Annotated in this window: 18 protein-coding genes; 6 read left to right on the forward strand and 12 right to left on the reverse strand. The window is 67.3% G+C overall.

All coding sequences use genetic code 11. From position 1 onward, the window contains the following. Window positions 1-17: 17 nt before the first annotated feature. The 4 genes from DZC73_RS03415 to DZC73_RS03430 are packed head-to-tail and all read left to right on the forward strand — an operon-like array spanning window position 18 to window position 3,999. Window positions 18-1,007: a S1C family serine protease gene (locus tag DZC73_RS03415; RefSeq protein ID WP_124538778.1), complete on the forward strand. Its 990-nt coding sequence runs from the start codon at window positions 18-20 to the stop codon at window positions 1,005-1,007. Between the two features lie 34 nt (window positions 1,008-1,041). After that, window positions 1,042-2,034, forward strand: a complete 993-nt coding sequence (locus tag DZC73_RS03420; RefSeq protein WP_124538779.1) for an AAA family ATPase — start codon at window positions 1,042-1,044, stop codon at window positions 2,032-2,034. Further along, the gene (locus DZC73_RS03425; protein ID WP_124538780.1) at window positions 2,015-2,974 is read left to right on the forward strand and encodes a DUF58 domain-containing protein; all 960 of its coding nucleotides are present in this window, start codon (window positions 2,015-2,017) and stop codon (window positions 2,972-2,974) included. Before DZC73_RS03420 ends, DZC73_RS03425 begins: the two co-directional genes overlap by 20 nt. Continuing rightward, window positions 2,971-3,999: a VWA domain-containing protein gene (locus DZC73_RS03430; RefSeq protein WP_124538781.1), complete on the forward strand. Its 1,029-nt coding sequence runs from the start codon at window positions 2,971-2,973 to the stop codon at window positions 3,997-3,999. The genes DZC73_RS03425 and DZC73_RS03430 overlap by 4 nt, the downstream gene beginning before the upstream one ends. On the opposite strand, the gene DZC73_RS03435 is transcribed toward DZC73_RS03430, so the two are convergent. Beyond that, window positions 3,992-4,645, reverse strand: a complete 654-nt coding sequence (locus DZC73_RS03435) for a Crp/Fnr family transcriptional regulator (RefSeq protein WP_124538782.1) — start codon at window positions 4,643-4,645, stop codon at window positions 3,992-3,994. The two genes, DZC73_RS03430 and DZC73_RS03435, sit on opposite strands and share 8 nt — an antisense overlap. A gap of 91 nt (window positions 4,646-4,736) precedes the next feature. Between DZC73_RS03435 and DZC73_RS03440 the strand changes: the two genes are divergently transcribed. Both DZC73_RS03440 and DZC73_RS03445 read left to right on the forward strand, forming a co-directional pair. Beyond that, window positions 4,737-5,246 (forward strand): ester cyclase, encoded by a 510-nt coding sequence (locus tag DZC73_RS03440; RefSeq protein ID WP_124538783.1) that lies wholly within the window; start codon window positions 4,737-4,739, stop codon window positions 5,244-5,246. Window positions 5,247-5,250: 4 nt separating this feature from the next. Beyond that, complete coding sequence (locus tag DZC73_RS03445; RefSeq protein ID WP_124538784.1) at window positions 5,251-6,294, forward strand: MBL fold metallo-hydrolase; 1,044 nt, start codon at window positions 5,251-5,253, stop codon at window positions 6,292-6,294. On the opposite strand, the gene DZC73_RS03450 is transcribed toward DZC73_RS03445, so the two are convergent. From DZC73_RS03450 to DZC73_RS03500, 11 genes are all read right to left on the reverse strand, one after another. Further along, window positions 6,276-6,971 carry a response regulator gene (locus DZC73_RS03450; RefSeq protein WP_124538785.1) on the reverse strand — a complete coding sequence of 232 codons (696 nt, stop codon included), beginning with the start codon at window positions 6,969-6,971 and terminating at the stop codon, window positions 6,276-6,278. The genes DZC73_RS03445 and DZC73_RS03450 overlap by 19 nt on opposite strands. Then, window positions 6,968-9,664 carry a two-component system sensor histidine kinase KdpD gene (gene kdpD / locus DZC73_RS03455; RefSeq protein ID WP_124538786.1) on the reverse strand — a complete coding sequence of 899 codons (2,697 nt, stop codon included), beginning with the start codon at window positions 9,662-9,664 and terminating at the stop codon, window positions 6,968-6,970. The genes DZC73_RS03450 and kdpD overlap by 4 nt, the downstream gene beginning before the upstream one ends. Window positions 9,665-9,687: 23 nt before the next feature. Continuing rightward, complete coding sequence (gene kdpC, locus DZC73_RS03460; protein WP_124538787.1) at window positions 9,688-10,272, reverse strand: potassium-transporting ATPase subunit KdpC; 585 nt, start codon at window positions 10,270-10,272, stop codon at window positions 9,688-9,690. Window positions 10,273-10,285: 13 nt separating this feature from the next. Next, on the reverse strand, window positions 10,286-12,403 hold the full coding sequence (kdpB, locus tag DZC73_RS03465; protein ID WP_124538788.1) for a potassium-transporting ATPase subunit KdpB: 2,118 nt from the start codon (window positions 12,401-12,403) through the stop codon (window positions 10,286-10,288). Window positions 12,404-12,410: 7 nt separating this feature from the next. Continuing rightward, entirely contained in the window at window positions 12,411-14,201 is a 1,791-nt protein-coding gene (kdpA, locus tag DZC73_RS03470) for a potassium-transporting ATPase subunit KdpA (protein ID WP_124538789.1), read from the reverse strand. Further along, window positions 14,198-14,290: a K(+)-transporting ATPase subunit F gene (gene kdpF / locus DZC73_RS03475; protein WP_124538790.1), complete on the reverse strand. Its 93-nt coding sequence runs from the start codon at window positions 14,288-14,290 to the stop codon at window positions 14,198-14,200. Before kdpF ends, kdpA begins: the two co-directional genes overlap by 4 nt. Window positions 14,291-14,513: 223 nt before the next feature. Continuing rightward, window positions 14,514-15,194, reverse strand: a complete 681-nt coding sequence (gene lolD / locus DZC73_RS03480) for a lipoprotein-releasing ABC transporter ATP-binding protein LolD (RefSeq protein WP_124538791.1) — start codon at window positions 15,192-15,194, stop codon at window positions 14,514-14,516. Continuing rightward, window positions 15,187-16,443: a lipoprotein-releasing ABC transporter permease subunit gene (locus DZC73_RS03485; protein ID WP_124538792.1), complete on the reverse strand. Its 1,257-nt coding sequence runs from the start codon at window positions 16,441-16,443 to the stop codon at window positions 15,187-15,189. The genes lolD and DZC73_RS03485 overlap by 8 nt, the downstream gene beginning before the upstream one ends. A gap of 694 nt (window positions 16,444-17,137) precedes the next feature. Continuing rightward, the gene (locus DZC73_RS03490) at window positions 17,138-17,905 is read right to left on the reverse strand and encodes a thioredoxin domain-containing protein (RefSeq protein WP_124538793.1); all 768 of its coding nucleotides are present in this window, start codon (window positions 17,903-17,905) and stop codon (window positions 17,138-17,140) included. A 32-nt stretch (window positions 17,906-17,937) separates the two neighbouring features. Further along, window positions 17,938-20,721, reverse strand: coding sequence for a DNA polymerase I (gene polA, locus DZC73_RS03495; protein WP_124538794.1), 2,784 nt, complete (start codon window positions 20,719-20,721; stop codon window positions 17,938-17,940). 384 nt (window positions 20,722-21,105) lie between these two features. Next, window positions 21,106-23,691 carry a response regulator gene (locus DZC73_RS03500; protein WP_235834970.1) on the reverse strand — a complete coding sequence of 862 codons (2,586 nt, stop codon included), beginning with the start codon at window positions 23,689-23,691 and terminating at the stop codon, window positions 21,106-21,108. Between the last annotated feature and the right edge of the window lie 4 nt (window positions 23,692-23,695).

The raw sequence follows: 23,695 nt of genomic DNA on the forward strand, positions 1-23,695 counted from the left end.
GCCGAGGGGGTGCAGCGATGAAGAAGGCTCCGCTTTACAGCCGTTCACGCCATCGACTGGGTTCCACAACCCGGCCAGAGGTGACGGTGCCTGCGCGAGACCCTTCCACCGCGCCCTCCTCGCCACCGCCCACCGCGGCCGGCCCCATCCCTGCCGCCACGGCGCCTGCCGCCATACCCACGCGGCGCCAGCGCCTCCACCAGTTCTTCACCCGCCATCGCGCGCCCCTGTGGGCGGCCGTCGCCGTGCTGCTGGTCTTCACCGGCGCCGGGCTGCAGCGTGCGATGCTCGCACCCTCGCGAATCCTCACGCAGGAGGACATCGACAACGCCGTCAAGCAGTCGCTGGTCAAGGAGGTGCTTCCCTCGCCCTATGCGCGGGCCTACGCGGCCATCCGCCCGTCGGTGGTGCGCATCGTGGGCAGCGACGACGACAAGGACGATCCCAAGCCCGGCGACGATCCGCGGCTGCACTCGCGTTCCACCGGCACGGGCGTGGTCATCGTGGACAACGGCACCATCCTCACCAACCTGCATGTGGTGGCGGGCTCCAAGCGCATCCGCGTCACCTTCGCGGACGGGCATGAATCCGATGCCAACCTGGTCAGCGTGCAGGCCGAGAACGACCTCGCGGTGCTGCGCGCCAAGAGCATCCCCGACGACCTGCAGCCCGCCACCATGCGCGGCACCGGCGACCTGATTCCGGGCGACGAGGTGCTGGCCGTGGGCTTCCCCTTCGGCATCGGCCCCTCCGCCTCGGGCGGCGTCATCTCCGGGCTCAAGCGCAGCTTCCGCGCGCCCGAAGGCGAACGGCTCACCAACCTGATCCAGTTCGATGCGGCCGCCAATCCGGGCAATTCCGGCGGGCCGCTGGTCACCATGGACGGCGCGGTGGTGGGCATCGTCACCGCCATCCTCAACCCCGGCGAGCAGGGCACCTTCATCGGCATCGGCTTCGCAGTGCCCATCGAGAACGCCGCCGCCGCCGCGGGCATGCCGCCGTTCTGAACTCTCCAACGCTGCATTCACATCAAGGAGCCGCATGGACACGCCAGACACCGCCAGCCTGATGGAGCGCATCCTGTACGAGGTCAAGCGCGTCGTCGTCGGGCAGGACAAGTTCCTCGAACGCGTGATGGTGGCCATGCTCGCGCAGGGGCACCTGCTGGTCGAGGGCGTGCCGGGGCTGGCCAAGACCATCACCGTCAAGACGCTGGCCACCACGCTGCGCGGCAGCTTCAAGCGCATCCAGTTCACACCCGACCTGGTGCCCGCCGACCTGGTGGGCACGCGCATCTACAACCAGAAGACCGGGGACTTCAGCACCTCGCTGGGCCCGGTGTTCGCCAACCTGCTGCTGGCCGATGAAATCAACCGCGCGCCGGCCAAGGTGCAAAGCGCGCTGCTGGAAGTGATGCAGGAGCGGCAAGTAACGATTGCAGGCGAAACGCACAAAGTTCCGTCGCCCTTTCTGGTGATGGCCACGCAAAACCCCATCGAGACCGAAGGCACCTACCCGTTGCCCGAGGCGCAGGTGGACCGCTTCATGATGAAGGTGGTGGTGGGCTACCCGAGCGAGGAAGAAGAGTTCGTGATCGTGCAGCGCGTGACGGGCGACCCCGCCGTGGTCACGCCGGTGGTGAGCACGGGGCAGCTGGGCGAACTGCAGATGGAATGCCGCAAGGTCTACGTGGACCCGTCGCTGATGCAGTACGCGGTGAAGCTGGTGTCGGCCACGCGCGAGCCTGCGCGGCATGGCCTGCCTGATCTCTCGAAGTTCATCAGCTTCGGCGCCAGCCCCCGCGCGACCATCGGCCTCATCGAAGGCGCGCGTGCCATGGCGATGCTGCGCGGACGATCCTATGCCTTGCCCGAGGACGTGGTCGACCTCGTGCCCGACGTGCTGCGGCACCGCCTGGTGCTGAGCTACGAAGCGCTGGCCGAAGGGCTGAGCCCGGACCAGATCGTTTCGCAGATCGTGAGCAAGGTTCCCAAGCCCGACAAACCCATGGCCAATGAGCGCAACAACGGCTGAAGCGATTCTTCGCCGTCTGGAATGGACGGTGATCCGCCGCCTGGACGGCATGCTCCAGGGCGACTACCGGACGCTGTTCCGCGGCGCCGGGCTGGACTTCGCCGACCTGCGCGAATACCAGCTGCATGACGACGTGCGCCACATCGACTGGAACGTCACCGCACGGCTGCAGACGCCGCACGTGCGCGAGTTCACCGAAGACCGCGAGCTCAATGCCTGGTTCCTGCTGGACTTGAGCGGCAGCGTGGACTTCGGCTCGGGCGAGCGCACCAAGCGCGTGGTGTCGGCGGAATTCGCCGCCGTGCTGGCGCGGCTGCTCACGCGGCACGGCAACCGCGTGGGCGCGATCTTCTTCGGCTCGGACGTCGACGCCGTGCTGCCCGCCCGCCACAGCCGCATGCACGTGCTGCACATGCTGCAGCGCATGCAAAGCTACCAGGCACCGCGCAGTGAATCGCCGACGCAGCTGCGCCGCCTGCTGGAGGCCGCGCGCGGCATGATCCCGCGGCGCTCGATGGTCTTCGTGCTGTCGGACTTCATGAGCGAACCCGGCTGGGAAGCGGGCCTCGCGCGCCTGGCGCAGCGCCACGAGGTGCTGGCCATCCGCCTGTACGACGCGGCCGAAATGGAACTGCCGGACCTGGGCCTCGTCACCATCCAGGACGCCGAAACCGGCGAGCAGATGTTCGTCGACACCCACGACCCGCGCTTTCGCGAGCGCTTCATGCAAGCTGCCCAGCACAACGAGGAACAACTGCACGAAGCCCTGCTGCATGCGGGGGTGGACACGCTCGAACTGGCGACCGATGATGATCTGGTGGATGCAGTGCTTCGTTTTGCCGACATGAGGCGCCAGCGCAGCCGCCTGTCCTCGGGCGGCGGGCTGCCGGTGCATCTGCTTCGCACGGGCGCCGCCTCGTCAGCAAGGGAGCAGTCATGACCTTCGCCTGGCCCGATCTGCTGTGGTTGTTGCTCAGCCTGCCGTTGCTGGTGCTGGCCTACGCGTGGCTGCTGTACCGGCGCAAGAAGAACACGGTGCGATTCGCCAGCCTGGCGCTGGTGAAGCAGGCGGCCGGCAAGGGCCCAGGCTGGCGCCGGCACGTGCCGCCGGCCCTGTTGCTGCTGGCCGTCGCCACCTTGCTGGTTGCGACTGCGCGGCCGCTGGCCATCGTGACGCTGCCCAGCCAGCAGGAAACCATCGTCCTCGCCATGGACGTCTCCGGCAGCATGCAGGCCACGGACGTGCAACCCAACCGTCTCGTGGCCGCACAGGAGGCGGCCAAGGCCTTCATCAAGGACCTGCCGCGCAGCGTGCGCGTGGGCGTGGTGTCGTTCGCCGGCACGGCGGCTGTCGTGCAACCGCCCACGCAAAGCCGCGAGGACATCGTGGCCGCGATCGACCGCTTCCAGCTTCAACGCGGCACGGCGATCGGCAGCGGCATCGTGCTCTCGCTGGCCACGCTGTTCCCCGAGGCGGGCATCGACCTCTCGCAGATCACCGGCGCACGCAACATGCCCGTGGGCCCGAAGGACAAGCAGAAGAAGGAGCCTGAGCCGGTGGCGCCGGGCTCCTACGGCTCGGGCGCGATCATCCTGCTCACCGACGGCCAGCGCACCACCGGGCCCGACCCCATGGACGCCGCCAAGATGGCCGCCGACCGCGGCGTGAAGGTCTATGCGGTGGGCATCGGCACCAAGGACGGCGAAACCATCGGCTTCGAAGGCTGGAGCATGCGGGTGCGGCTGGACGAGGACGCGCTGAAGAACATCGCCAGCGCCACGCGGGCGGAATACTTCTACGCCGGCACCGCAGCCGATTTGAAGAAGGTCTACCAGTCGCTGAGCACGCGGCTCGTGGTGGAGAAGAAGGAAACCGAGATCAGCGGCTTGTTCGCAGCCGCCGCGGCGGTGCTGGTGGTGCTGGCCGCCGGGCTGTCGGTGGCGTGGTTCGGGCGGGTCATGTGACCTTGGCCATGGCCGCCGCATCCAGCAATTCGATGCGCCCATAGTGCAGCCGCACCAGCCCCTCGGCCTCCCATTGCCGCAACTGCCGGTTCACGCTCTGGCGTGACACGCCCAGCATCGCGGCCAGGTCTTCCTGCGACACGCCGAGCATGGTGGTGCCGTCGTGCACGCGCGTCTCCAGCGAGAGCATGCGCTTGGCCAGGCGCGCGGCCAGCGGCATGAGGATCACGTCGTCGATCCACGACAGCGCCACGCGCAGCCGCAGGCACACCAGCTTCGTGAAAGCCATGTGCACGTCAGGGCGCTCCTCGATGAGCCGGTGGAAGTCCTCCGCATTGACGATGGCCACCTCGCCCGGCTCCACCGCGATGATGTCGTAGACCCGCTGCCGGCCGATCAGCAGCGACACCTCGCCGAACCAGTGGCCCGGCTCCAGCAGAGAAATCACCGCCTGCCGGCCGTTCTCGGCCGACACGCTCACGCGAAGGCAGCCGCTGACCACGCCGAACAGTGCATCGGGCATCGAGCCCTTGAGGAAGAGCGACTCGCCGGCCACCAGCGGCTTGAAGCGCGACTGCGCGAGCAGCAGTGACTGCACCTCGTCGGGCAGGCGCATCGGGTCGTTGGCTGTGGCGGCAGAAGTCATGCGGGATTGTCCGGGGCTGCAAATGACAGAACGCGACAGTCAGCAGGAAAAGCGTTACCGATAGTAGGCGTCCGCACCACGCCACACCATCATGAATCACACCGAGACGGAACAGACACAGCTCGTGCGCAGCACGCGCGAACGCATCGTGCGCGAGCACATGGAAAACGAGAACACCAAGCACTTCGAGCGGGTGCTCGGCACCTTCCCGCATCCGCACTACGAAATCATTCCAAGCGGCAAGACGCTGGATGGCACGCAGGCGGTCAACGGCTACTACATGAGCTCGCGGCGCATGTTCCCGGACCAGCGCAACGAGCTCATCGCGCTGCGGCATGCGGACGACGCGGTGATCGTGGAGTTCTGGCTGCGCGGCACGCACTCGGGCCATGACTCGGGCGTGAAGCCCACAGGCGCGTCGTTCGAGACGCGCATGACGGCCTTCTTCATCTTCGAGGGCACGGTGCTCCAATGCGAGCGGGTGTACTTCGACGCGATGGGCATCGCGCGCCAGCTCATGGGCAAGCCCAGCCTGTGGAAGCCGGGCAGCTGGCTGCGTGCGCTGCGCGTGCTGAAGCTGCTGCGGCAGCAGACGGCCTGACCCCATGCAGGCCCTTGCCGACTTCGATGGCGCGCGCGACGCCGCATCGCCCCTGGACCGGCTGCGCGAGATCCGTCGCCGCAGTGCCGCCTTCCGCGAGCGCTTCCTGGACGAGCCCGTCATCACCGGCGCACGCAGCCTGGACCTGCTGCGGGTGCCCTACCCGAGCTGGTACGCCTTCACCGGCGTCTATGCGCAGGCGGTGATCAAGCCGCTGATGGTGCACCTGCTCACGCGGATGACGGTGATCCGCTTCGTCGATTTCGAGGGCGAGGCGCGCACACTGCTGTTCGGCGCGAGCGACCATGAGCGCGGCCGGGCCACGCCCTTCTTCCAGCGGCTGGCGCAGAAGACACCCTCGTTCCTGCACGGCGCCATGGCACCCGTGTACGCCACGGTGCCTCAGGCCCTCACCGCCTGCGGCGTCTCGCCCACCGAGGTCGACTATCTCAGCTTTGATCATCTCCACACGCAGGACCTGCGCCGCTGGCTGGGTGACGACGGGCTCTTTCCCAAGGCCAGGCTGCTGGTGCATCGCCAGGAGTGGGCCAGTGCCCGCGCGCTGCTGCCATTGCAGTCGGACTGGTACTGCCCTGGCGGGACCGAGGGCATCGACGCTTCGCGCGTGACCGCCTTCGACGGCAGCGTGCAGTTCGGCCACGGCATCGCGTTCGTGCACACGCCCGGGCACACCGGGGGCAACCACTCCCTGGTCATCCGCACACCGGACGGCATCCGCGTCAGCAGCGAGAACGGCGTGTCTGCCGACAGCTGGGCACCCGAGCATTCGCGCCAAAACGCCATCCGCCGCTACGCCAAGGCCACGGGCGCGGAGGTCATCCTCAACGGCAACACGCAGGAAAGCAGCATCGACCAGTACCTGTCGATGGTGCAGGAGAAGTGCATCGCCGGGCCATCAACCGACCACGGGTTCGCCAACTGTGTGCCGTCCAGCGAATGCACGCCGCACTGGCTGTTCCCGGGCGCGCCGGCCAGCCACCTGTTCGGGCAGTGGTCCTGCGGCTCGCTTCACGGCACGAAGCGGTAGCCGATGCCCGTCTCCGTCAGCAGGTGCCTGGGCTGTGCGGGGTCGTCTTCGATCTTCTTGCGCAACTGTCCCATGTACACGCGCAGGTAGTGCGTGTCCTGCGCATGGTTGGGGCCCCACACGGCCTTCAGCAATTGCCGATGCGTGATGACGCATTGCGGGTGCGCGGTGAGATGAGTGAGCAGCCGGTACTCGTTGGGCGTGAGGTGCAGCGGCTGGCCGGCACGCTCCACGATGCGCCTGGCCAGGTCCAGCTTGACTTCGCCGAACTCGACCACCGAGTTGCCGTTGCGCGGGCCGCCCGCCTGCCGCCTGAGGTGGGCGCGCACCCGCGCCAGCAGTTCACCGGCACTGAAGGGCTTCACGAGGTAGTCATCGGCCCCCGCGTCCAGAGCCTCGATCTTGTCGTCCTCCGCGGTGCGGGCGGACAGCACCACCACCGGCGCGTCGGACCAGCCGCGCAGGTCGCGGATCAGGTCGACGCCATCGCCATCGGGCAGCCCGAGGTCGACGATGAGCAGGTCCGGCCGCCGCGTGCCAGCCTCGATCAGTCCGCGTGCCACCGTATCGGCCTCGAACACCTCGAAGTCGCCCGCGCGCTCCAGCGACAGGCACACGAAGCGGCGGATTTCGGCCTCGTCTTCGACGACAAGGATCTTGGTCGGATTGCCGCTCATGCTGTTCCTTCTTCCTCCGCGCCAGGCATTGCGGGCGGTTCGCCGCGCGGCAGCTCGATGCAAAAACGCGCACCCTGGTTCGCGCGATTCTCGGCGCGAATGCGCCCGCCATGGGCCTGCACGATGGCGCGGCAGATGGCCAACCCGAGGCCCACGCCCGCGGTGGAGCTCTCCTTGCGGCCGCGCTCGAACATCTCGAAGATGGTTTCCTCGCGACCGCGCGGTAAACCCGGCCCACGGTCATCGACCATGATGCGCACCTGCTGGCTGTCGGCCACCGCACTGATCTCGATCGGGCTGCCCGGCGGGGTGTACTTGTGTGCGTTCTCCAGCAGGTTGCAAAACACACGCTCCATCAGCACCGCATCCACCTGAACCAGCGGCAGGTCCGCCGCCAGCACCACCTTGACCCGCGACACGTCCAGCGACGGCGCCATCGCCTGGAGCGCGCTGCCCACCAGTTCCTCCAGTGGAAGCCATTGCCGGTTGAGCTGCACCGGCCCGGCCTGCAGCCGCGCCATGTCGAGCAGGTTGTTGACCAGCGAGTTCATCCGCAGCGCCGCTTCCTTGATGGCCGTGGCCCGCTCCCCGGCTTGCGCTTGCGGCGTCAGCGGCAGTGACTCGGCCATGCCCACCAGCGCCGACAGCGGTGTGCGCAGGTCGTGCGAGATCGCGGCGAGCAGGGAATTGCGCAGGCGTTCGGATTCCATTTGAAGGGTGCTGCTCTGGGCCACGTCGACGTAGTGGATGCGCTCCAGCGAAAGCGCCAGCAACGAGGCACAGGTGTCCAGCAGGCGCCGCTGCTCCGGCCCCGCCAGCCGCAGCGGATTGGCCGGGTCGATGGCGAGCACGCCGCGCAGGCGCATCGGCGCCTTCAGCGGCAGGTACAGCATGGGCGAGGCCGGCAGCGTGTTGGTGCCATGGCCGGCCGCTTCCGAGTGGTCGTAGGCCCATTGCGCCACGCCCTGGTCCACGCCCTTGGGGAGGTCCTGGGCGGCGACGGGCGGTTGCAGCTTGTCGTCCAGCCCGGCGATCATCAGTGCGGCGCGGGCCTCGAACTCCGAGCGCAGAAAGCGCGAGGCGATTTCCGCGACCTGTTCTGCCATCAAGGCGCCGGAGAGGTCGCGCGACATCTCGTACAGCGAGCTGACCCGCTCCTCGCGCATCGTGGCCACGCGGGCCTGGAATTTCAGGCCCGCGGTGAGCTGGCCGATGACCAGTGCCACCACCAGCATCACGCCGAAGGTCAGCAGGTATTGCACGTCTGTCACGCTGAAGGAGAAGCGCGGCGGCACGTACAGGAAGTCGAAGGCGCCCACGCTCAGGAAGGCCGCGAGCACTGCCGGACCACGACCGTAGCGCGTGGCAACGAACACCACCGCCAGCAGGAACACCATGACGATGTTCGACAGGTCGAACACCGAATGCAGTGGCGCGGCCAGCAAGGCCACGGCGCCGCACACGGCCGCGCTCATCGCATAAGGCCGCCAGGCCCCGCCGGTGGATGGCGACGGCGCCGCGCCCGGTGCCGGCAAGCGCTGCATCCGCTCCCGTGGCGGCAGCGCGATCTGGATGACATCGAGATCCTGGCCCAGGGCCCCGACCGCTTCGGCCAGCGTCAAGCGCCACGGCCGGGGCCATCGCCCTGTGTCACGCCCCAGCACGACGCGCGACAGGTTGTGCTCATGCGCGTACTTCACCAACGTCGAGGCCAGCGTGTTCCCGGTGAGCGTGGCGGTGACCGCGCCGGCGTCCTGCGCCAGCTTGAGCACGCGCAGGATCTGCTGCCGCCTGGCCTCGGGCAGCCGCTGCAAACCGGGCGTCTCGACGTAGACGCAGCGCCACGGGACATCGAGCTGTGCCGCCATGCGGGCAGCGGCACGCACCAGCTTCTCGCTGCGCTCGTCCGGCCCGATGCACAACAGCAAGGCTTCGCGCGTCTGCCACACGGGCGCCACCGACAGCGTGCGACGGTACTGAAGCATCTCGTCGTCCACCCGGTCGGCCGTGCGCCGCAGGGCCAGCTCACGCAAGGCGATGAGGTTGCCCTTGCGGAAGAAGTTGCGCACCGCGCGCTCGGCCTGGTGCGGCAGGTAGACCTTGCCCTCCTTCAGGCGTTGCAGCAGGTCGTCGGGCGGCAGATCGACGATGACGACTTCATCGGCCTCATCGAACACGCGATCAGGCACCGTCTCCCAGACGCGGACTCCGGTGATGCCGCTGACCACGTCGTTCAGGCTTTCGAGGTGCTGGACGTTCATGGTGGTCCACACATCGATGCCTGCGTCGAGCAGTTCCTCGACATCCTGCCAGCGCTTGGGGTGGCGCGAGCCGGGCACGTTGGAGTGGGCCAGCTCGTCCACCAGCATGAGCTTCGGCTTGCGTTCGAGCGCCGCGTCGAGATCGAATTCCTTGAGCGTGCGATCGCGGTAGCTCACGTCCTTCATCGGCAGGCGCTCGATACCCGCCACCAATGCTTCAGTCTCGGCGCGTCCGTGGGTCTCGATCACGCCGATCACCACATCCACGCCCTGCAGCTTCTGTGCGTGCGCGGACGAGAGCATCGCGAAGGTCTTGCCCACGCCTGCAGAAGCGCCGAAGAGCACCTTGAGCCTGCCACGCGCGGCCAGCGCCTCTTGCTGCTTGAGGCGCTGCAGCAATTCGTCGGGGTCAGGACGCGTGTGCTCGGTCATTCGATGCCATTGTGATCCTTGGGTCAGGGCCTGCGTGGTGTGGCCTCGTCCAGTGCGAGGTTCAACGCCAGGACATTCACCCGCGGCTCGCCCAGCAGGCCGAAGAGCCGGTCTTCCGTGCTACGAGCGATCAGCAGGCCGACCGCATCCACCGGCATGCCGCGCAGGCGGGCCACGCGCGGCGCCTGGTAGGCCGCAGCAGCCGGGCTGATGTGAGGGTCCAGTCCGCTGGCGGATGCCGTGACGAGATCCACCGGCACCGGCAGGGTGTTGCCCGGGTCGGCGTCGCGCAAGCCCTGCACACGGCCCTTGACCGCATCCACCAGCGCCGGGTTCAGCGGGCCCAGGTTCGATCCGCCGGACCCGGCACCGTTGTACGGCATGGGACTGGTGGCCGACGGGCGTCCCCAGAAGTACTTCGGGTCGCTGAAGTTCTGGCCGATGAGGGAGGAACCCACGGGCTTGCCGTCCCTGTAGACGAGGCTGCCTGCCGCCTGCGGCGCAAACACCGCCATGGCCACGCCGGTCACGGCCAGCGGATACGCCACACCGCAAACGATGCTCAAGACGACGAACAAGGTGATGGAGGGACGGATGAGTGTCTTCATGATTTGATGGCCTTCACACAAGTCCTGCGCCGCTCAGCAGCAGGTCGATGAGCTTGATGCCGATGAACGGCACGACCACGCCGCCCACGCCGTAGACCAGCAGGTTGCGGCGCAGCAGCACCGCTGCGCCCAGCGGCTTGTAAGGCACGCCCTTCAAGGCCAGCGGGATGAGGAAGATGATGATCAGCGCATTGAAGATCACCGCCGACAGGATGGCCGAGTTCGGGCTTGCCAGGTGCATGACGTTCAGCGCCGACAGCTGCGGGTAGGTGGTGACGAAGGCCGCCGGAATGATGGCGAAGTACTTCGCCACATCGTTGGCGATGCTGAAGGTGGTCAGCGACCCGCGCGTCATCAGCATCTGCTTGCCGGTCTCCACCACCTCGATCAGCTTGGTGGGGTTGCTGTCCAGGTCGACCATGTTGCCGGCCTCCTTGGCGGCCTGCGTGCCGGAGTTCATGGCCACCGCCACATCGGCCTGGGCCAGCGCGGGTGCGTCGTTGGTGCCGTCGCCCGTCATGGCCACCAGCCGGCCTTCGGCCTGGTGCTGGCGGATGAGTGCCAGCTTCTGTTCCGGCGTGGCTTCGGCCAGGAAGTCGTCCACGCCCGCCTCCGCCGCGATCGCCGCCGCGGTCAGCCGGTTGTCGCCAGTCACCATCACCGTCTTGATGCCCATGCGGCGCAGCTCGGCAAACCGCTCCTTGATGCCGCCCTTGACGATGTCCTTGAGTTCGATGAGGCCCAGTACCTTGAGGCCGTCGGCGACCACCAGCGGCGTGCTGCCGCGGCGTGCCACGTCGTCGACCGTGGCCTGCACCTGCGCAGGGAAGCTGCCGCCCAGCGACTCGACGTGCTTGCGGATGGCTTCGGCCGCCCCCTTGCGCAGCTGCCGCACGCGCGCCGGCGTATGGCTGCCGCCCACGACCATCTGCTCCTGCACCGCCAGCGGCAGGTCCACCCCGCTCATGCGCGTCTGCGCCGAGAAGTGCACGAAGTGCGCCCCGAGGGATTGCAGGTCGCGCTCGCGCAGGTTGAACCTGTGCTTGGCCAGCACGACGATGCTGCGGCCCTCGGGCGTCTCGTCGGCCAGCGAGGCGAGCTGCGCCGCATCGGCGAGGTCGCCCTCCTTGACGCCGGGCGCTGGCACGAAAGCCGACGCATGCCGGTTGCCCAGGGTGATCGTGCCGGTCTTGTCCAGCAGCAGCACATCCACGTCGCCCGCGGCTTCCACCGCGCGGCCGGATGTGGCGATCACGTTGGCCTCCATCATGCGGCTCATGCCGGCCACGCCGATGGCCGACAGCAGGCCCGCGATGGTGGTGGGAATGAGGCACACCAGCAGCGCGATCAGCACCGTCACGGTGATGGGCGAACCGGCCTTGGCGACATCGACGCTGTACATCGAATACGGCAGCAGCGTCACCGTGACGCCCAGGAACACAATGGTCAGCGCCACCAGCAGGATGGTCAGCGCGATCTCGTTGGGCGTCTTCTGGCGCCTGGCGCCCTCGACCATGGCGATCATGCGGTCCACGAAGGTCTCGCCCGGATTCGCGGTGATGCGCACCACGATCCAGTCCGACAGCACCCGCGTGCCGCCGGTGACGGCGCTGAAATCACCGCCGCTCTCACGGATGACGGGCGCGGATTCGCCGGTGATGGCACTTTCATCCACCGAGGCCACGCCCTCGATCACCTCGCCGTCAGCCGGAATCACGTCCTGCGCGGTCACCAGCACCACATCGCCGCGGCGCAGGTCAGACGACTCGATGGGATGCCACTTGCCGCCGAAACGCGGCTCTTCCAGCTTCTTGGCCCAGGTCTGCTTCTTCAGACTGCGCAAGGATGCAGCCTGCGCCTTGCTGCGCCCCTCGGCCAGCGCCTCCGCGAAGTTGGCGAAGAGCACGGTGAACCACAACCACAGCGCAATGGCGAGGATGAAACCGGCCGGCGCCTCGCCGCTGCCGCCCAGGGCCTGGAAGAACAGGATCGTGGTGATGATGCTGCCGGTGTAGACGACGAACATCACCGGGTTGCGCCACTGGACGCGCGGGTCCAGCTTCTTGAATGCATCGGCCACGGCGGGCCGGATCAGCGCAGGGTCAAAGAGTGTGAATGTCTTGCGGGTCATGGATGGATCACTTCCAGAGCATCAGGTGCTCGATGACCGGGCCCAGCGCCAGCGCCGGCACGTAGTTCAGCAGGCCCACAAGCAACACGACGCCGATGAGCAGCGACACGAAGAGCAGTCCGTGCGTAGGCATGGTTCCGGTGGTGGCCGCCAGGCGCTTCTTGGCTGCGAGCGAACCGGCCATGGCCAGCACCGGCACGATCACGCCGAATCGGCCGAACCACATCGCCACCGCCAGCAGCACGTTGTAGAACGGCGTGTTGGCCGAGATGCCGCCGAAGGCACTGCCGTTGTTATTGGCCGCCGATGTCAAGGCATAGAGAACTTCAGAGAAGCCGTGTGCGCCGGGGTTGGCCACCCCTGCGCGGCCGGGTTCGGCCATCACTGCGACGGCCGCGCCCAGGAGCACCAGCAAGGGCGTGACCAGGATGGCGACGGAGCTCATCTTCATCTCGTAGGCCTCGATCTTCTTGCCGAGGTACTCGGGGGTGCGGCCGATCATCAGCCCCGCGATGAACACCGCGAGGATGGCGAACACCAGCATGCCGTACAGCCCCGTGCCCACGCCCCCGAATACCACTTCGCCCAGCTGCATGTTGACCAGCGGCACCATGCCGCCCAGTGGCGTGAAGGAGTCGTGCATGCCGTTGACCGCGCCGCACGACGCATCGGTGGTGATGGTGGCGAACAGCGCCGTCTCGGCGATGCCAAAGCGCGTTTCCTTGCCTTCCATGTTGCCGCCTGCCTGGCTGGCAGTCGCGGATTGATCCACGCCCAGCGCAGCCAGCCGCGGATTGCCCTGCTGCTCGAAGGCCGTGGCGGCGATGGCTCCTGCCACGAACAGCACCGTCATGGCGATCAACAACGTCCACCCTTGCCTCGCATCGCCGACCATGCGGCCGAAGGTGAAGCACAGGCCCGCCGGGATCAGGAAGATCGACAGCATCTGGACGAAGTTGGCCAAGGCCGTCGGGTTCTCGTAGGGGTGCGCCGAATTGGCGTTCAAGAAACCGCCCCCGTTGGTGCCGAGCATCTTGATGGCTTCCTGCGAAGCGATCGGCCCCATCGCCAGGGTCTGCCGGCCGGTGGCCTTGTCTTCCATCACCGGCTCGCCCTTGTCGTTCTTCATGGGCTGGCCGTCGGCGGCCTGCCTGGGCTCCTGGTACTTCGTCACCTCCAGGGTCTGCACGTCCTTGTAGGCATCGAAGTTCTGCGGCGATCCCTGCTGAACGAGGAACAGGGCATAGACGAACGAGATTGGCAGCAGGATCCACAGCGTCACCCGGGTGAGGTCCACCCATGCGTTGCCCACGCTGGTGCTCGTGTGCCTGGCGAAGCCGCGGATCAGTGCGACCACGACCACGATGCCAGTGGCGGCAGAGAAGAAGTTCTGCACGGCCAGCCCCAGCATCTGCGTGAGGGTGCTCATGGTCTGCTCGCCGCTGTAGCCTTGCCAGTTCGTGTTGGTCACGAAGCTCACCGCGGTGTTGAACGACGAATCCGGCGACACGTTGGCCAGGCCTTGCGGGTTCAGCGGCAGCCACAGCTGCAGCCGCTGCAAGGCATAGACGACGAGCACGCCCAGTCCGTTGAAGATCAGGATGGCCATGGCGTAGTGAAGCCAGCCCATCTCGGCCTCGGCCTTGATGCCTGCGATGCGGTAGAGCAGCCCCTCGATGCGGTTCGCGAAGGCCAGGCGGCCTTCCGCCACGTGGGCGATGTAGCGCCCCATGGGCACCGCGAGCACGAGCAGCACCACGGTGTACACCGCGAGCAATGTCCAGGCGTGCGCGGTCACGAGAACTTCTCCGGGCGCACCAGCGCGGCGACGAGATAGATCAGCAGGCCCACCGACACGGCACTGCCCAGCACATGGAGCCAGCTCATGCCGCAGGCCCCTTCAAGGTGGCGCAGCCTGCGGCCATGCCGGCCATCAAAAGCCAGAACGCAGCAGCCAGCGCGAGATAAACGACATCCATCCGGACGCCCTCCTTTCATGGAGAGTCATCCTAGGAAGATGGGCATCAAGATGTCGGCAAGTTCCGCTCGGCGGGCATCAAGACGGTATCAAGACGGCAGGCTCGGTCCGCCGCACCCACCTCGGCCACGCTCAAGCGGCCAGTCGTCCACCGTTCAGGCGCAGCACCCGGTCGCACCGTGAGGCCAGTACCTCGTCGTGCGTGACCATCACGTAGGCCATGCCCTGCCTGCGGGCCAGGTCCATCATCAGGCCGAAGACCGTGTCGGCCGTCTTCTTGTCGAGGTTGCCGGTGGGTTCGTCGGCGAGCACGCAGGCCGGGTTGCCGGCCAGTGCACGGGCGATGGCCACGCGCTGGCGCTCGCCGCCCGAGAGCTGCGAGGGCCGATGGTCGACGCGGGCCGCCAGCCCCACCTGCCCCAGCACCTCGCGCGCCTTCTCGCGCGCTTCGTTCACCGTCTGCCGGCGGATGCGCAGCGGCATGGCCACGTTGTCCAGCGCGGTGAACTCGGGCAGCAGGTGATGGAACTGGTACACGAAGCCCAGGTGCTGGTTGCGCCACGCCCCCTGCTCCGCCGGACCCATGTGGGCAAAGTCGCGGCCTTGCAGTTCCACCGTGCCGGTCGTGGGCGCTTCCAGGCCGCCCAGCAGGTGCAGCAGCGTGCTCTTGCCCGAGCCCGATGCACCCACCACCGCCACCGTCTCGCCGCGCTTCACGCTCAGCTCCACGCCTTGCAGCACGTGCACGTCCAGCCCGCCTTCGCTGAAACGCTTGTGCAGGCCCAGCGCGCGGATGACCAGGTCGTCACTCATAGCGCAGCGCCTCCGCGGGTTGGACGCGGCTGGCGCGCCAGCTCGGGTACAGCGTGGCCACGAAGGACAGCAGCAAGGAGATGAGGACGATGGGCACGATGTCGGCGCTCTGCGGGTCGCTGGGCATGCGGCTGATGAGGTAGACGCTGCCGGGCAGGAAGCTGGTGTTCAGCAGGCGCTCGATGGCCGGCACGATCACGTCGATGTTGAAGGCCACCAGCAGCCCGAGCAACATGCCCGTCAGCGTGCCGATGACGCCCGAGGCCGCGCCCTGCACCATGAACACGCCCATGATGGAACGCGGCGTGGCGCCCAGCGTGCGCAGGATGGCGATGTCGGCCTGCTTGTCCGTCACCGTCATCACCAGCGTGGACACGAGGTTGAAGGCCGCCACCGCAACGATGAGCGTGAGGATGATGAACATCAGCCGCTTCTCGATCTGCACCGCGTCGAACCAGTTGCGGTTGGTGCGCGTCCAGTCGCGGACCTCGACCTCCGGGCCCAGGATGCCGGCGAGCTGGTCGGCCACTTCGCGCGCGGCGTGCACGTCCTTCAGGCGCAGTTGCACGCCGGTCGGGCCGGCCACGCGAAAGAGCCTGGCGGCATCGTCCACGTGGATGAAGGCCAGGCCGCTGTCGTACTCGTAGTGGCCGGCATTGAAGATGCCCACCACCGTGAAGTGCTTGAGCCGCGGCACCACGCCGGCGGGCGTCATCTGGCCGCCGGGGGCGACGATGGTGACCTGGTCGCCCTCGTGCACGCCCAGGTTGCGCGCCAGTTCGCCGCCGAGCACGATGTTCCAGGCGCCGGACTCCAGCTTGCCAAAGGTCGTGGAGCGGGTGGCGCGGACGAGGTCGGTGACGGTGGCCTCGTCATCGGGCGAGATGCCGCGGATGATGGAGCCGCGCATGTCGTCGCCGCGGGCGATCAGCGCCTGCGCGGCGATGAAGGGCGCCGCACCCACGACGGCCTTGTTCGTCCGTGCCTTGTCGGCCAGCGCGTGCCAGTCCTGCAGCGCATCGCCGTGGCCTTCGTAGACCTCGATGTGCGCCACCACCGACAGCATGCGGTCGCGCACCTCCTTCTGGAAGCCGTTCATCACCGACAGCACGATGATCAGCGCCGCCACCCCGAGTGCGATGCCCAGCATCGACACGCCCGAGATGAAGGAGATGAAGCCATTGCGCCGCCCGGCGCGCCCGGCGCGGGTGTAGCGCCAGCCGATCTGGAGTTCGTAGGGCAGGTTCATTGGGTGGGGATGCTAACTGACGCGGGCGGCAGCGAGCCTGGAATGGAAGAAGGCCCCGGAGGGCCTTCTTCTGCCGCAAGCGACTATGGATATGGGAACCACGCCGGCTTGGCGTCACCGCATTTGTCACCTGGCACCGTGTGGCTCCACGTGATCACCTTGTAGGTACTCCCGTGACCGCCTCTGTACATTTCCTTGATGTCAACGGACAGGGTCGTGGTGTCTACCCCCTTCAACGCGAAATAGGACTGGTAGATTTCCTCTGTTTTCGGATCCATGGCCGCCCAGCAGGACCGCACCTGGACGGGGCGGGCCGTCTGTGCAGTACAGACATCAGTCCCGCACAGGCCCAAGCCCACAAAGGCAACCGCCCATAAGATTGTTGTTTTCATTTTCAGCATCCTTCAACGAAACTCCCGCTCCGCGGGCAAGGTTCGAATGCCTCTTGACTCACCCTCACTGCACGCCTCTTGACGAAGCGCTCATGAGAGCGAGGACTCTCACGAGTCAAGCATCCAAAGACCCGCGGCTGGGTTTCGCCTCGTGAAGGCTCGTCGGTTTGGCTTGAGGGGCACACTGGCGCGAACCCCATCTCAAGCCTAGGACCGGCCAGGAATGGTGTCGCGTCTGAAATGGCCGCAATGCCCGCCATTTGTCCCGGTCAGCCACTCGCGTGGCTCATTCCCCTGAACGGCTACCGCACACCGTCCAGCAGCAGCTTCTCCAGCTCACCCACCTCCGCAATGCCGTTCCTGCGACGCACGGGCTGGCCGTCCTTGTAGGTGAGGAAGACCGGCAGCCCGTTGACCTGGAGCTTCTCGCCAAAGTGATCCTGCGTGACGGAGGTCCAGGGCCGGTACATGACGCGCAGGTACTTCACCTTGGCGTCGCCGGATGCCGTCCGCTGCGCGAGCGACTCGAACAGCGGATTGGCTTTCATGCAGAAGACGCACTGGGTCTCGAAGGACGAGAGCATCACCACCACCACGCCGCTCGACTTCGCCACGGCCTGCTCGGCCTTGGTCGGGTCCACCTGCTCGATCGAGCCGGTGACGTTCAGCGGGCTGGGCTTGGGAGGAGGAGGCGGCTCGCCGATCATCTTCCCTTCGAACTTGCCGTCCTGGAACACCAGGCGTGCCGGCACGCCGGGGATGCCGTACTGCTTCAGGAAGGGTTGGATCTCCGTCGGAAATCGCGACCAAGGCTGCCAGGCCACTTGGACAAAGCGCGCCTTGCCGCCCATCTCCTTCGCGACCCGCTGGAACTCCGTGTTGGCGCGGATGCACGGACGGCAATTGCTGTCCAGCGAGGTGATCGACACGACGAGCATGCCGGTCTTGTGCGATTGAACCAGCGCCTCGATCGCGCCAGGCTCGACCGACTCGATCGGTTCTCCCGCCGCCCACACCTGCATCGAGGCCAGCATCAAGACGGCCAACGCCGACAGCCAGCGAACAAACATCACCAATCCTCCCTTGCCTGGAATGCCAGGTCTCAATGTGCTTCGTCCCAGTTCGGCCCCACGCCGACTTCCGCCACCAGTGGCACCTTCATTGCCGCCACGTCGGACATGATCTTCGGGATGGCCGCACGCGCCCACTCGACCTCCGCATCCGGCACCTCGAACACCAGTTCGTCGTGCACCTGCATCACCATCTTGGTCGCGCGGCGCTCCTCATCGAGCACCTTCTGCACGGCGATCATCGACAGCTTGATGAGGTCGGCCGCCGTGCCCTGCATCGGCGCATTGATGGCCTGCCGTTCCGCGCCCGACTTGCGCGGGCCATTGGGGCTGTTGATCTCCGGCAGCCACAGGCGCCGGCCGAACACCGTCTCCACGAAGCCCTGCGCCTTGGCCGAAGCCTTGGTCTCGTCCATGTAGCGCTTCACGCCGGGGTATCGGGCGAAGTAGCGCTCGATGTAGGCCGACGCGGCGCTGCGCTCGATGCCCAGGCTGGACGCGAGGCCGAAGGCGCTCATGCCGTAGATGAGGCCGAAGTTGATGGTCTTGGCATAGCGGCGCTGCTCGCTCGTCACCTCCTCGGGCTTGACGCCGAACACCTCGCTCGCGGTCGCGCGGTGCACGTCCATGCCTTCGACGAAGGCCTTCACGAGGTTCACGTCTTCGCTGATGTGCGCCATCAGCCGCAGCTCGATCTGCGAGTAGTCCGCACTCAGCACCACGTGCCCCGGCGGCGCGATGAAGGCCTCGCGAATGCGCCGGCCTTCCGCCGTGCGGATGGGAATGTTCTGCAAGTTGGGGTCGTTGCTGGACAGCCGCCCCGTCACCGCCACCGCCTGCGCGTAGTTGGTATGCACGCGGCCGGTGGCCGGGTTGACCATCAGCGGCAGCTTGTCGGTGTAGGTGCCCTTGAGCTTGGACAGGCTGCGATGCTCCAGGATCTTGGCCGGCAGCGGGTAGTCCTCGGCCAGCTTCTCCAGCACTTCTTCGTCGGTGCTGGGCGCGCCGCTGGCGGTGCGCTTGAGCACGGGCATGGCCAGCTTGGTGTACAGCACCTCGCCAATCTGCTTGGGCGAGCCGATGTTGAAAGGCTGGCCGGCCATGTCATAGGCCTCGCGTTCGAGCTGCATCATGCGCTCGCCCAGCTGCTGGCTCTGCGCCTGCAAGACGGCAGCGTCGATGAGCACGCCGTTGCGCTCGATGCGCTTGAGCACCTGCGACACGGGCATCTCGATCTCTTCGTAGATGCGGCGCAGGCCCGCATCGCTTTCGATGCGCGGCCACAGCGTCTGGTGCACGTGCAGCGTCATGTCGCTGTCTTCGCAGGAGTATTCCGCCGCACGGTTCACCTCGACCTGCGCGAAGGGAATCTGGTTCGCGCCCTTGCCGCACACGTCCTCGTAGCTCAGGCCGTGGCGCCCCAGGTGGCGGTCGGCCAGGCTTTCCAGGCTGTGCGGCTTGTGCGCCTCGAAGACGTAGCTCTGCAGCATGGTGTCGTGCGCATAGCCTTGCACGTCGATGCCGGCGTTGGCGAACACGTGCGTGTCGTACTTGATGTTCTGGCCGAGCTTGAGCTTCGCGGGATTCTCCAGCCAGGGCTTGAATCGTGCGAGCACTTCATCCGCAGGCAGTTGGTCCGGTGCGCCGGCGTAGTTGTGGCGCAGCGGAATGTAGGCCGCCTCGCCGGGCGCCACACTCAGCGAGATGCCCACGATGCGCGCGACCATGCCATCCAGCGAGTCGGTCTCGGTGTCGATGGCCGTGAGCGGCGCGGTCTCGATCTTCGCCATCCACGCGTCCAGCGCCTCGCGCGAGACCACCGTCTCGTAGTGCTTGTTGAGCGGTTCAGCAGCAGCCGCAGCAGCAGGCTGTTCCGAGAAAAGGTCGCCACTCGCAATGGCTGCATCGCCCGCCAGCTCGGCTTCCAGCTCCTTGCGCATGGTCTTGAAGCCGTAGCGCTGGTAGAACTCCAGCAGCGCCTCGCGCTTCACGTCGCCGAAGGCGAGCGACTGGAACTCGGGCCAGTCCATCACATGGCCCGCGAGATCGCAGTCGGTCACTACCGTCACCAAGCGACGCCCTTGCGGCAGCCAGTCGAGCGCACGCCGCAGGTTGTCGCCCACCACGCCCTTGATGCCCGCCGCATTGGCGATGACGCCATCCAGCGAACCGTGCTCGGCAATCCATTTCACCGCGGTCTTGGGGCCGACCTTGTCGACCCCGGGCACGTTGTCCACGGTGTCGCCGATGAGCGTGAGGTAGTCGATGATGCGGTCCGGCGGCACGCCGAACTTGGCGATCACGCCGTCCACGTCCAGCACTTCGGGCGGCTTGCTCATGGTGTTGATGAGCGACACCTTCGGCGTGACGAGCTGGGCCAAGTCCTTGTCGCCGGTGGAGATCACGACCTTGTGCCCGCCGCGAGCCGCGGCGCAGGCCAGCGTCCCGATGACATCGTCCGCCTCGACCCCGGGCACCTGCAGCACCGGCCAGCCCAGCAGCTTGACCACCTCATGGATGGGTTCCACCTGCAAGGCCAGGTCTTCGGGCATGGCGGCCCGGTTGGCCTTGTACTCGGCATACCAATCGTCGCGGAAGGTCTTGCCCTTGGCATCGAACACACAGGCTGCGTGCTCGCAGGGAATCTTGTCGCGCAGCCACTTGAGCATCGCCACCATGCCGTGGATCGCACCGGTCGGAAACCCATCGGGGCTGCGCAGGTCCGGCAGCGCGTGGAAGGCACGGTAGAGGTAGCTGGAGCCATCGACCAGCAGCAATGTGCCGGGGTCGGATTCTGTGGTGATTTCGGCGGTCATCGGGCGATTGTCTGCGAAGGCTGATGGCTGTGGTTTCGGGTGGGTTGCCGAGGCCGATGGGGTGGCCGACTCCGCTCATGTCCCCCGGCCTGGGCTGCGCCCAGTCCTCCTCCTTTACTTCGCTACGTCAGCCACCCCATCGGCCTCGGCAAACACCGCCGTGCCGCACCCTCGCCGCGAAAACCCAGTGCAGGATCGAGTGGGCTGGGCGCATTGCGTAGCGAAGTAAAGGAGGAGGGCCGGACGAAGCCCGGTCCGGGGGAGAGAGCCCGGACACAAACAGTCCAGTGGACTGTTTGTGCCTGGCGAGCGCCCGACGCCTTGGCGTCGGGCATGAGCGGAGCAGCACACACAGCCCGCTCTCCCGATCCCGCGAAAAACGAATCAGGCTCCCTCGGCCTGACGCGAAATCGCCCGTCGCACCTCGCCCATGAAGCGGCCCCTGTCGAAGCCCACCTTGTCCACGATGTCGTGGATGTGGCCATTGAGCCGCTTGCGGGTGGCCGGCGTCACCTGCCGCGCCGTCACGATCACAATGGGAATGCCCGATGTGCCTGGATGGCCGCTCAGGGCCTCCACCACGTCGAAGCCGCTCACCTCGGGCATCTCCAGGTCCAGCGCGATCAGGTCGGGGCGGTAGCGGCGGGCCAGCTCGATGCCCTCGGCGCCGCCCGTGGCGCGCAGCACCGTGTAGCCCGACTGGCGCAAGTGCGTGGCCATGATCTCCACCGCGTTGGCATCGTCGTCCACCACCAGCACCGTCGAATCGCCGCCTGGCTTCAGGCCGATGCGCGCCAGGCCGCGTGACAGCACGTGGCGGCCCACCGGCTTTTGCAGCACCAGCGAGGCGCCCAGCGAGAAGCCGCGGCGGTGGTCGGCCATCACCGAGACCACCACCACGGGAATGTCCGCCCAGGCCGGCACGTCGCGCAGCCGCTCGATGAACTCCCAGCCGTCCATGCCCGGCAAGAGGATGTCGACCGTGATCACGTCCGGCGTGATGCTGCCCGTCAGTGCGAGGGCCGCCTCCGCCGAAGTCACGGCGCGCACCTCGAAGCCCTCGGTGCGCAACTGCAGCATCATCAGCGCGGCGGCCTCGTCGTCGTCTTCGATGATGAGGGCCAGCGGCGTTGGGTTCGCGGTGGCCCGCGCGGCGGCTGGTGCGGGCACGGTGTCCACTGCCACGGGAGCTTCGGCCTCGCGCCACGGCAGCCACACGGTGAAGCAACTGCCCCGGCCGGTCTCGCTGGTCACCGCCACGGTGCCGCCATGCAGCTCGGCCAGGCGCTTGACCATCGCCAGGCCGAGCCCGGTGCCCTCGATGCGTTTCGTCAGCTGGTTGGCGATCTGCGTGAACGGCATGAACAGGCGTCGTGCATCCTCGGGCGTGATGCCGATGCCGGTGTCCACCACCGACAGTTCCACGAAGCGCTGGAACGCGTTGTCCGGCAAGGTCATGCGCACGCCCAGGCCGAAGCCGGGCAAGGCGCTGTCGGCGGTGGCGCGGTCCACCAGCCGTGCATGCAGGCTCACCTGCCCGTGAGCCGGCGTGAACTTGATGGCGTTGGACAGGAGGTTCAGCACGATCTGCCGCAGGCGCCGCTTGTCGGCCATGAAGCTGCCCAGCGTGTGCGTGGCCTCCAGGCGCAGCCGCACCTGGGTGGAGGCAGCCTTGTCCGACAGCAGGGCCACGCTGTCGGCGAGCATGGCGTCCAGGTCGACCGCGGAGAACTCGATCTCCACCTTGTCGGCCTCGATCTTCGACAGGTCCAGCACGTCGTTGATGAGCGACAACAGGTGCTGGCCGCTCTCGAAGATGTGGCCCACGTAGCCGCCTTGCTGCGGCGTGAGCTCGCCGGCCAGGCCGTCCTTCATCACCTCGGAAAAGCCGATCACTGCATTCAGCGGCGTGCGCAGCTCGTGCGACATGTTCGACAGGAACTGCGACTTCAGCCGGCTGGCCTCTTCCAGTTGCCGGTTCTGCTCGCCCAGCGTCAGGTTGACCGCCTCCAGCTGCAGGCTCAGTTCGCGCGCGTCGGCGGCCTTGTGCTGCTCCCGCTCATGGGCCCGGGCCAGGCGGGCATACAGCGTGCCGTTCTCCGCCGCCAGCATGACGAGCACGAAGCTCGCTGCCAGCAGGCCGTAGATGCGGCCGGCGTAGAAGCCCAGGTCGAAGCGGCCTGCGTTCAGCACCGCCGACAAGGCGATGTCGAACACCCAGGCGCACATCACCACCAGCAGCCACAGGTCGAGGATGGAGTGCGGCTTGCGCCGCCACAGCACCACGATGGCCGCCAGGCTCGCCATCCACACCGACCCCACCACCACACGCATGGCCGGCGAATAGTGGTTGCCCACCATGATGGCCGGCAGCATGGGCGCCCCGGCGGTGGCCAGCATCACGCACAGCGCCGCGGCCACGAAGGCAAACACCACCACGCCGGCGCCCGGCGGGCGGCCGGCTGCAGCCGGCGGGGCCGAGTCCGCACCGCGGGCGGGCAAGGCATAGGCAAGCACGAACACCGGGAAGCCCGTGTGCCAGAACATGTAGATCCACGCCGTGCTCTGGGGTGTGGCGCCCAGCAGGCCCGTGGGCGCGAACAGCCCCGGGAAGGTGAGCATGTGCATCGCCGCGATGAACGCGGTGAAGAAGTAGCCGCACGACAGCACCTGCAGGCCGGGGCTGCGTGCGATGCGCGCCTGGCCCAGCAGCAGCAGGGCCGTCATCAGGTCGCCGAAGATGAGCGCGGTCTGGTAGATCGGGATGAACGACCACACCGGCGTGAGCGGCGTGGTGGCCAGCGGCGCCAGGCCGGTGAAGACCAGCACCGAAGCCACGACCACGCCGAGCGCCACCCGGCGCTCGACGGGGCCGGCCGGGGCGGTGGACAACACCGGCGCGGCAGCGGGCAGTGATGACTGCGGCTGCGCCGGAGGTGGGTCGTCGCGCAGCGTGCCCGACATTCCCATCCCG

The organism is Rhizobacter terrae, from assembly GCF_003852895.1.
GTDB lineage: Bacteria > Pseudomonadota > Gammaproteobacteria > Burkholderiales > Burkholderiaceae_C > Albitalea > Albitalea terrae.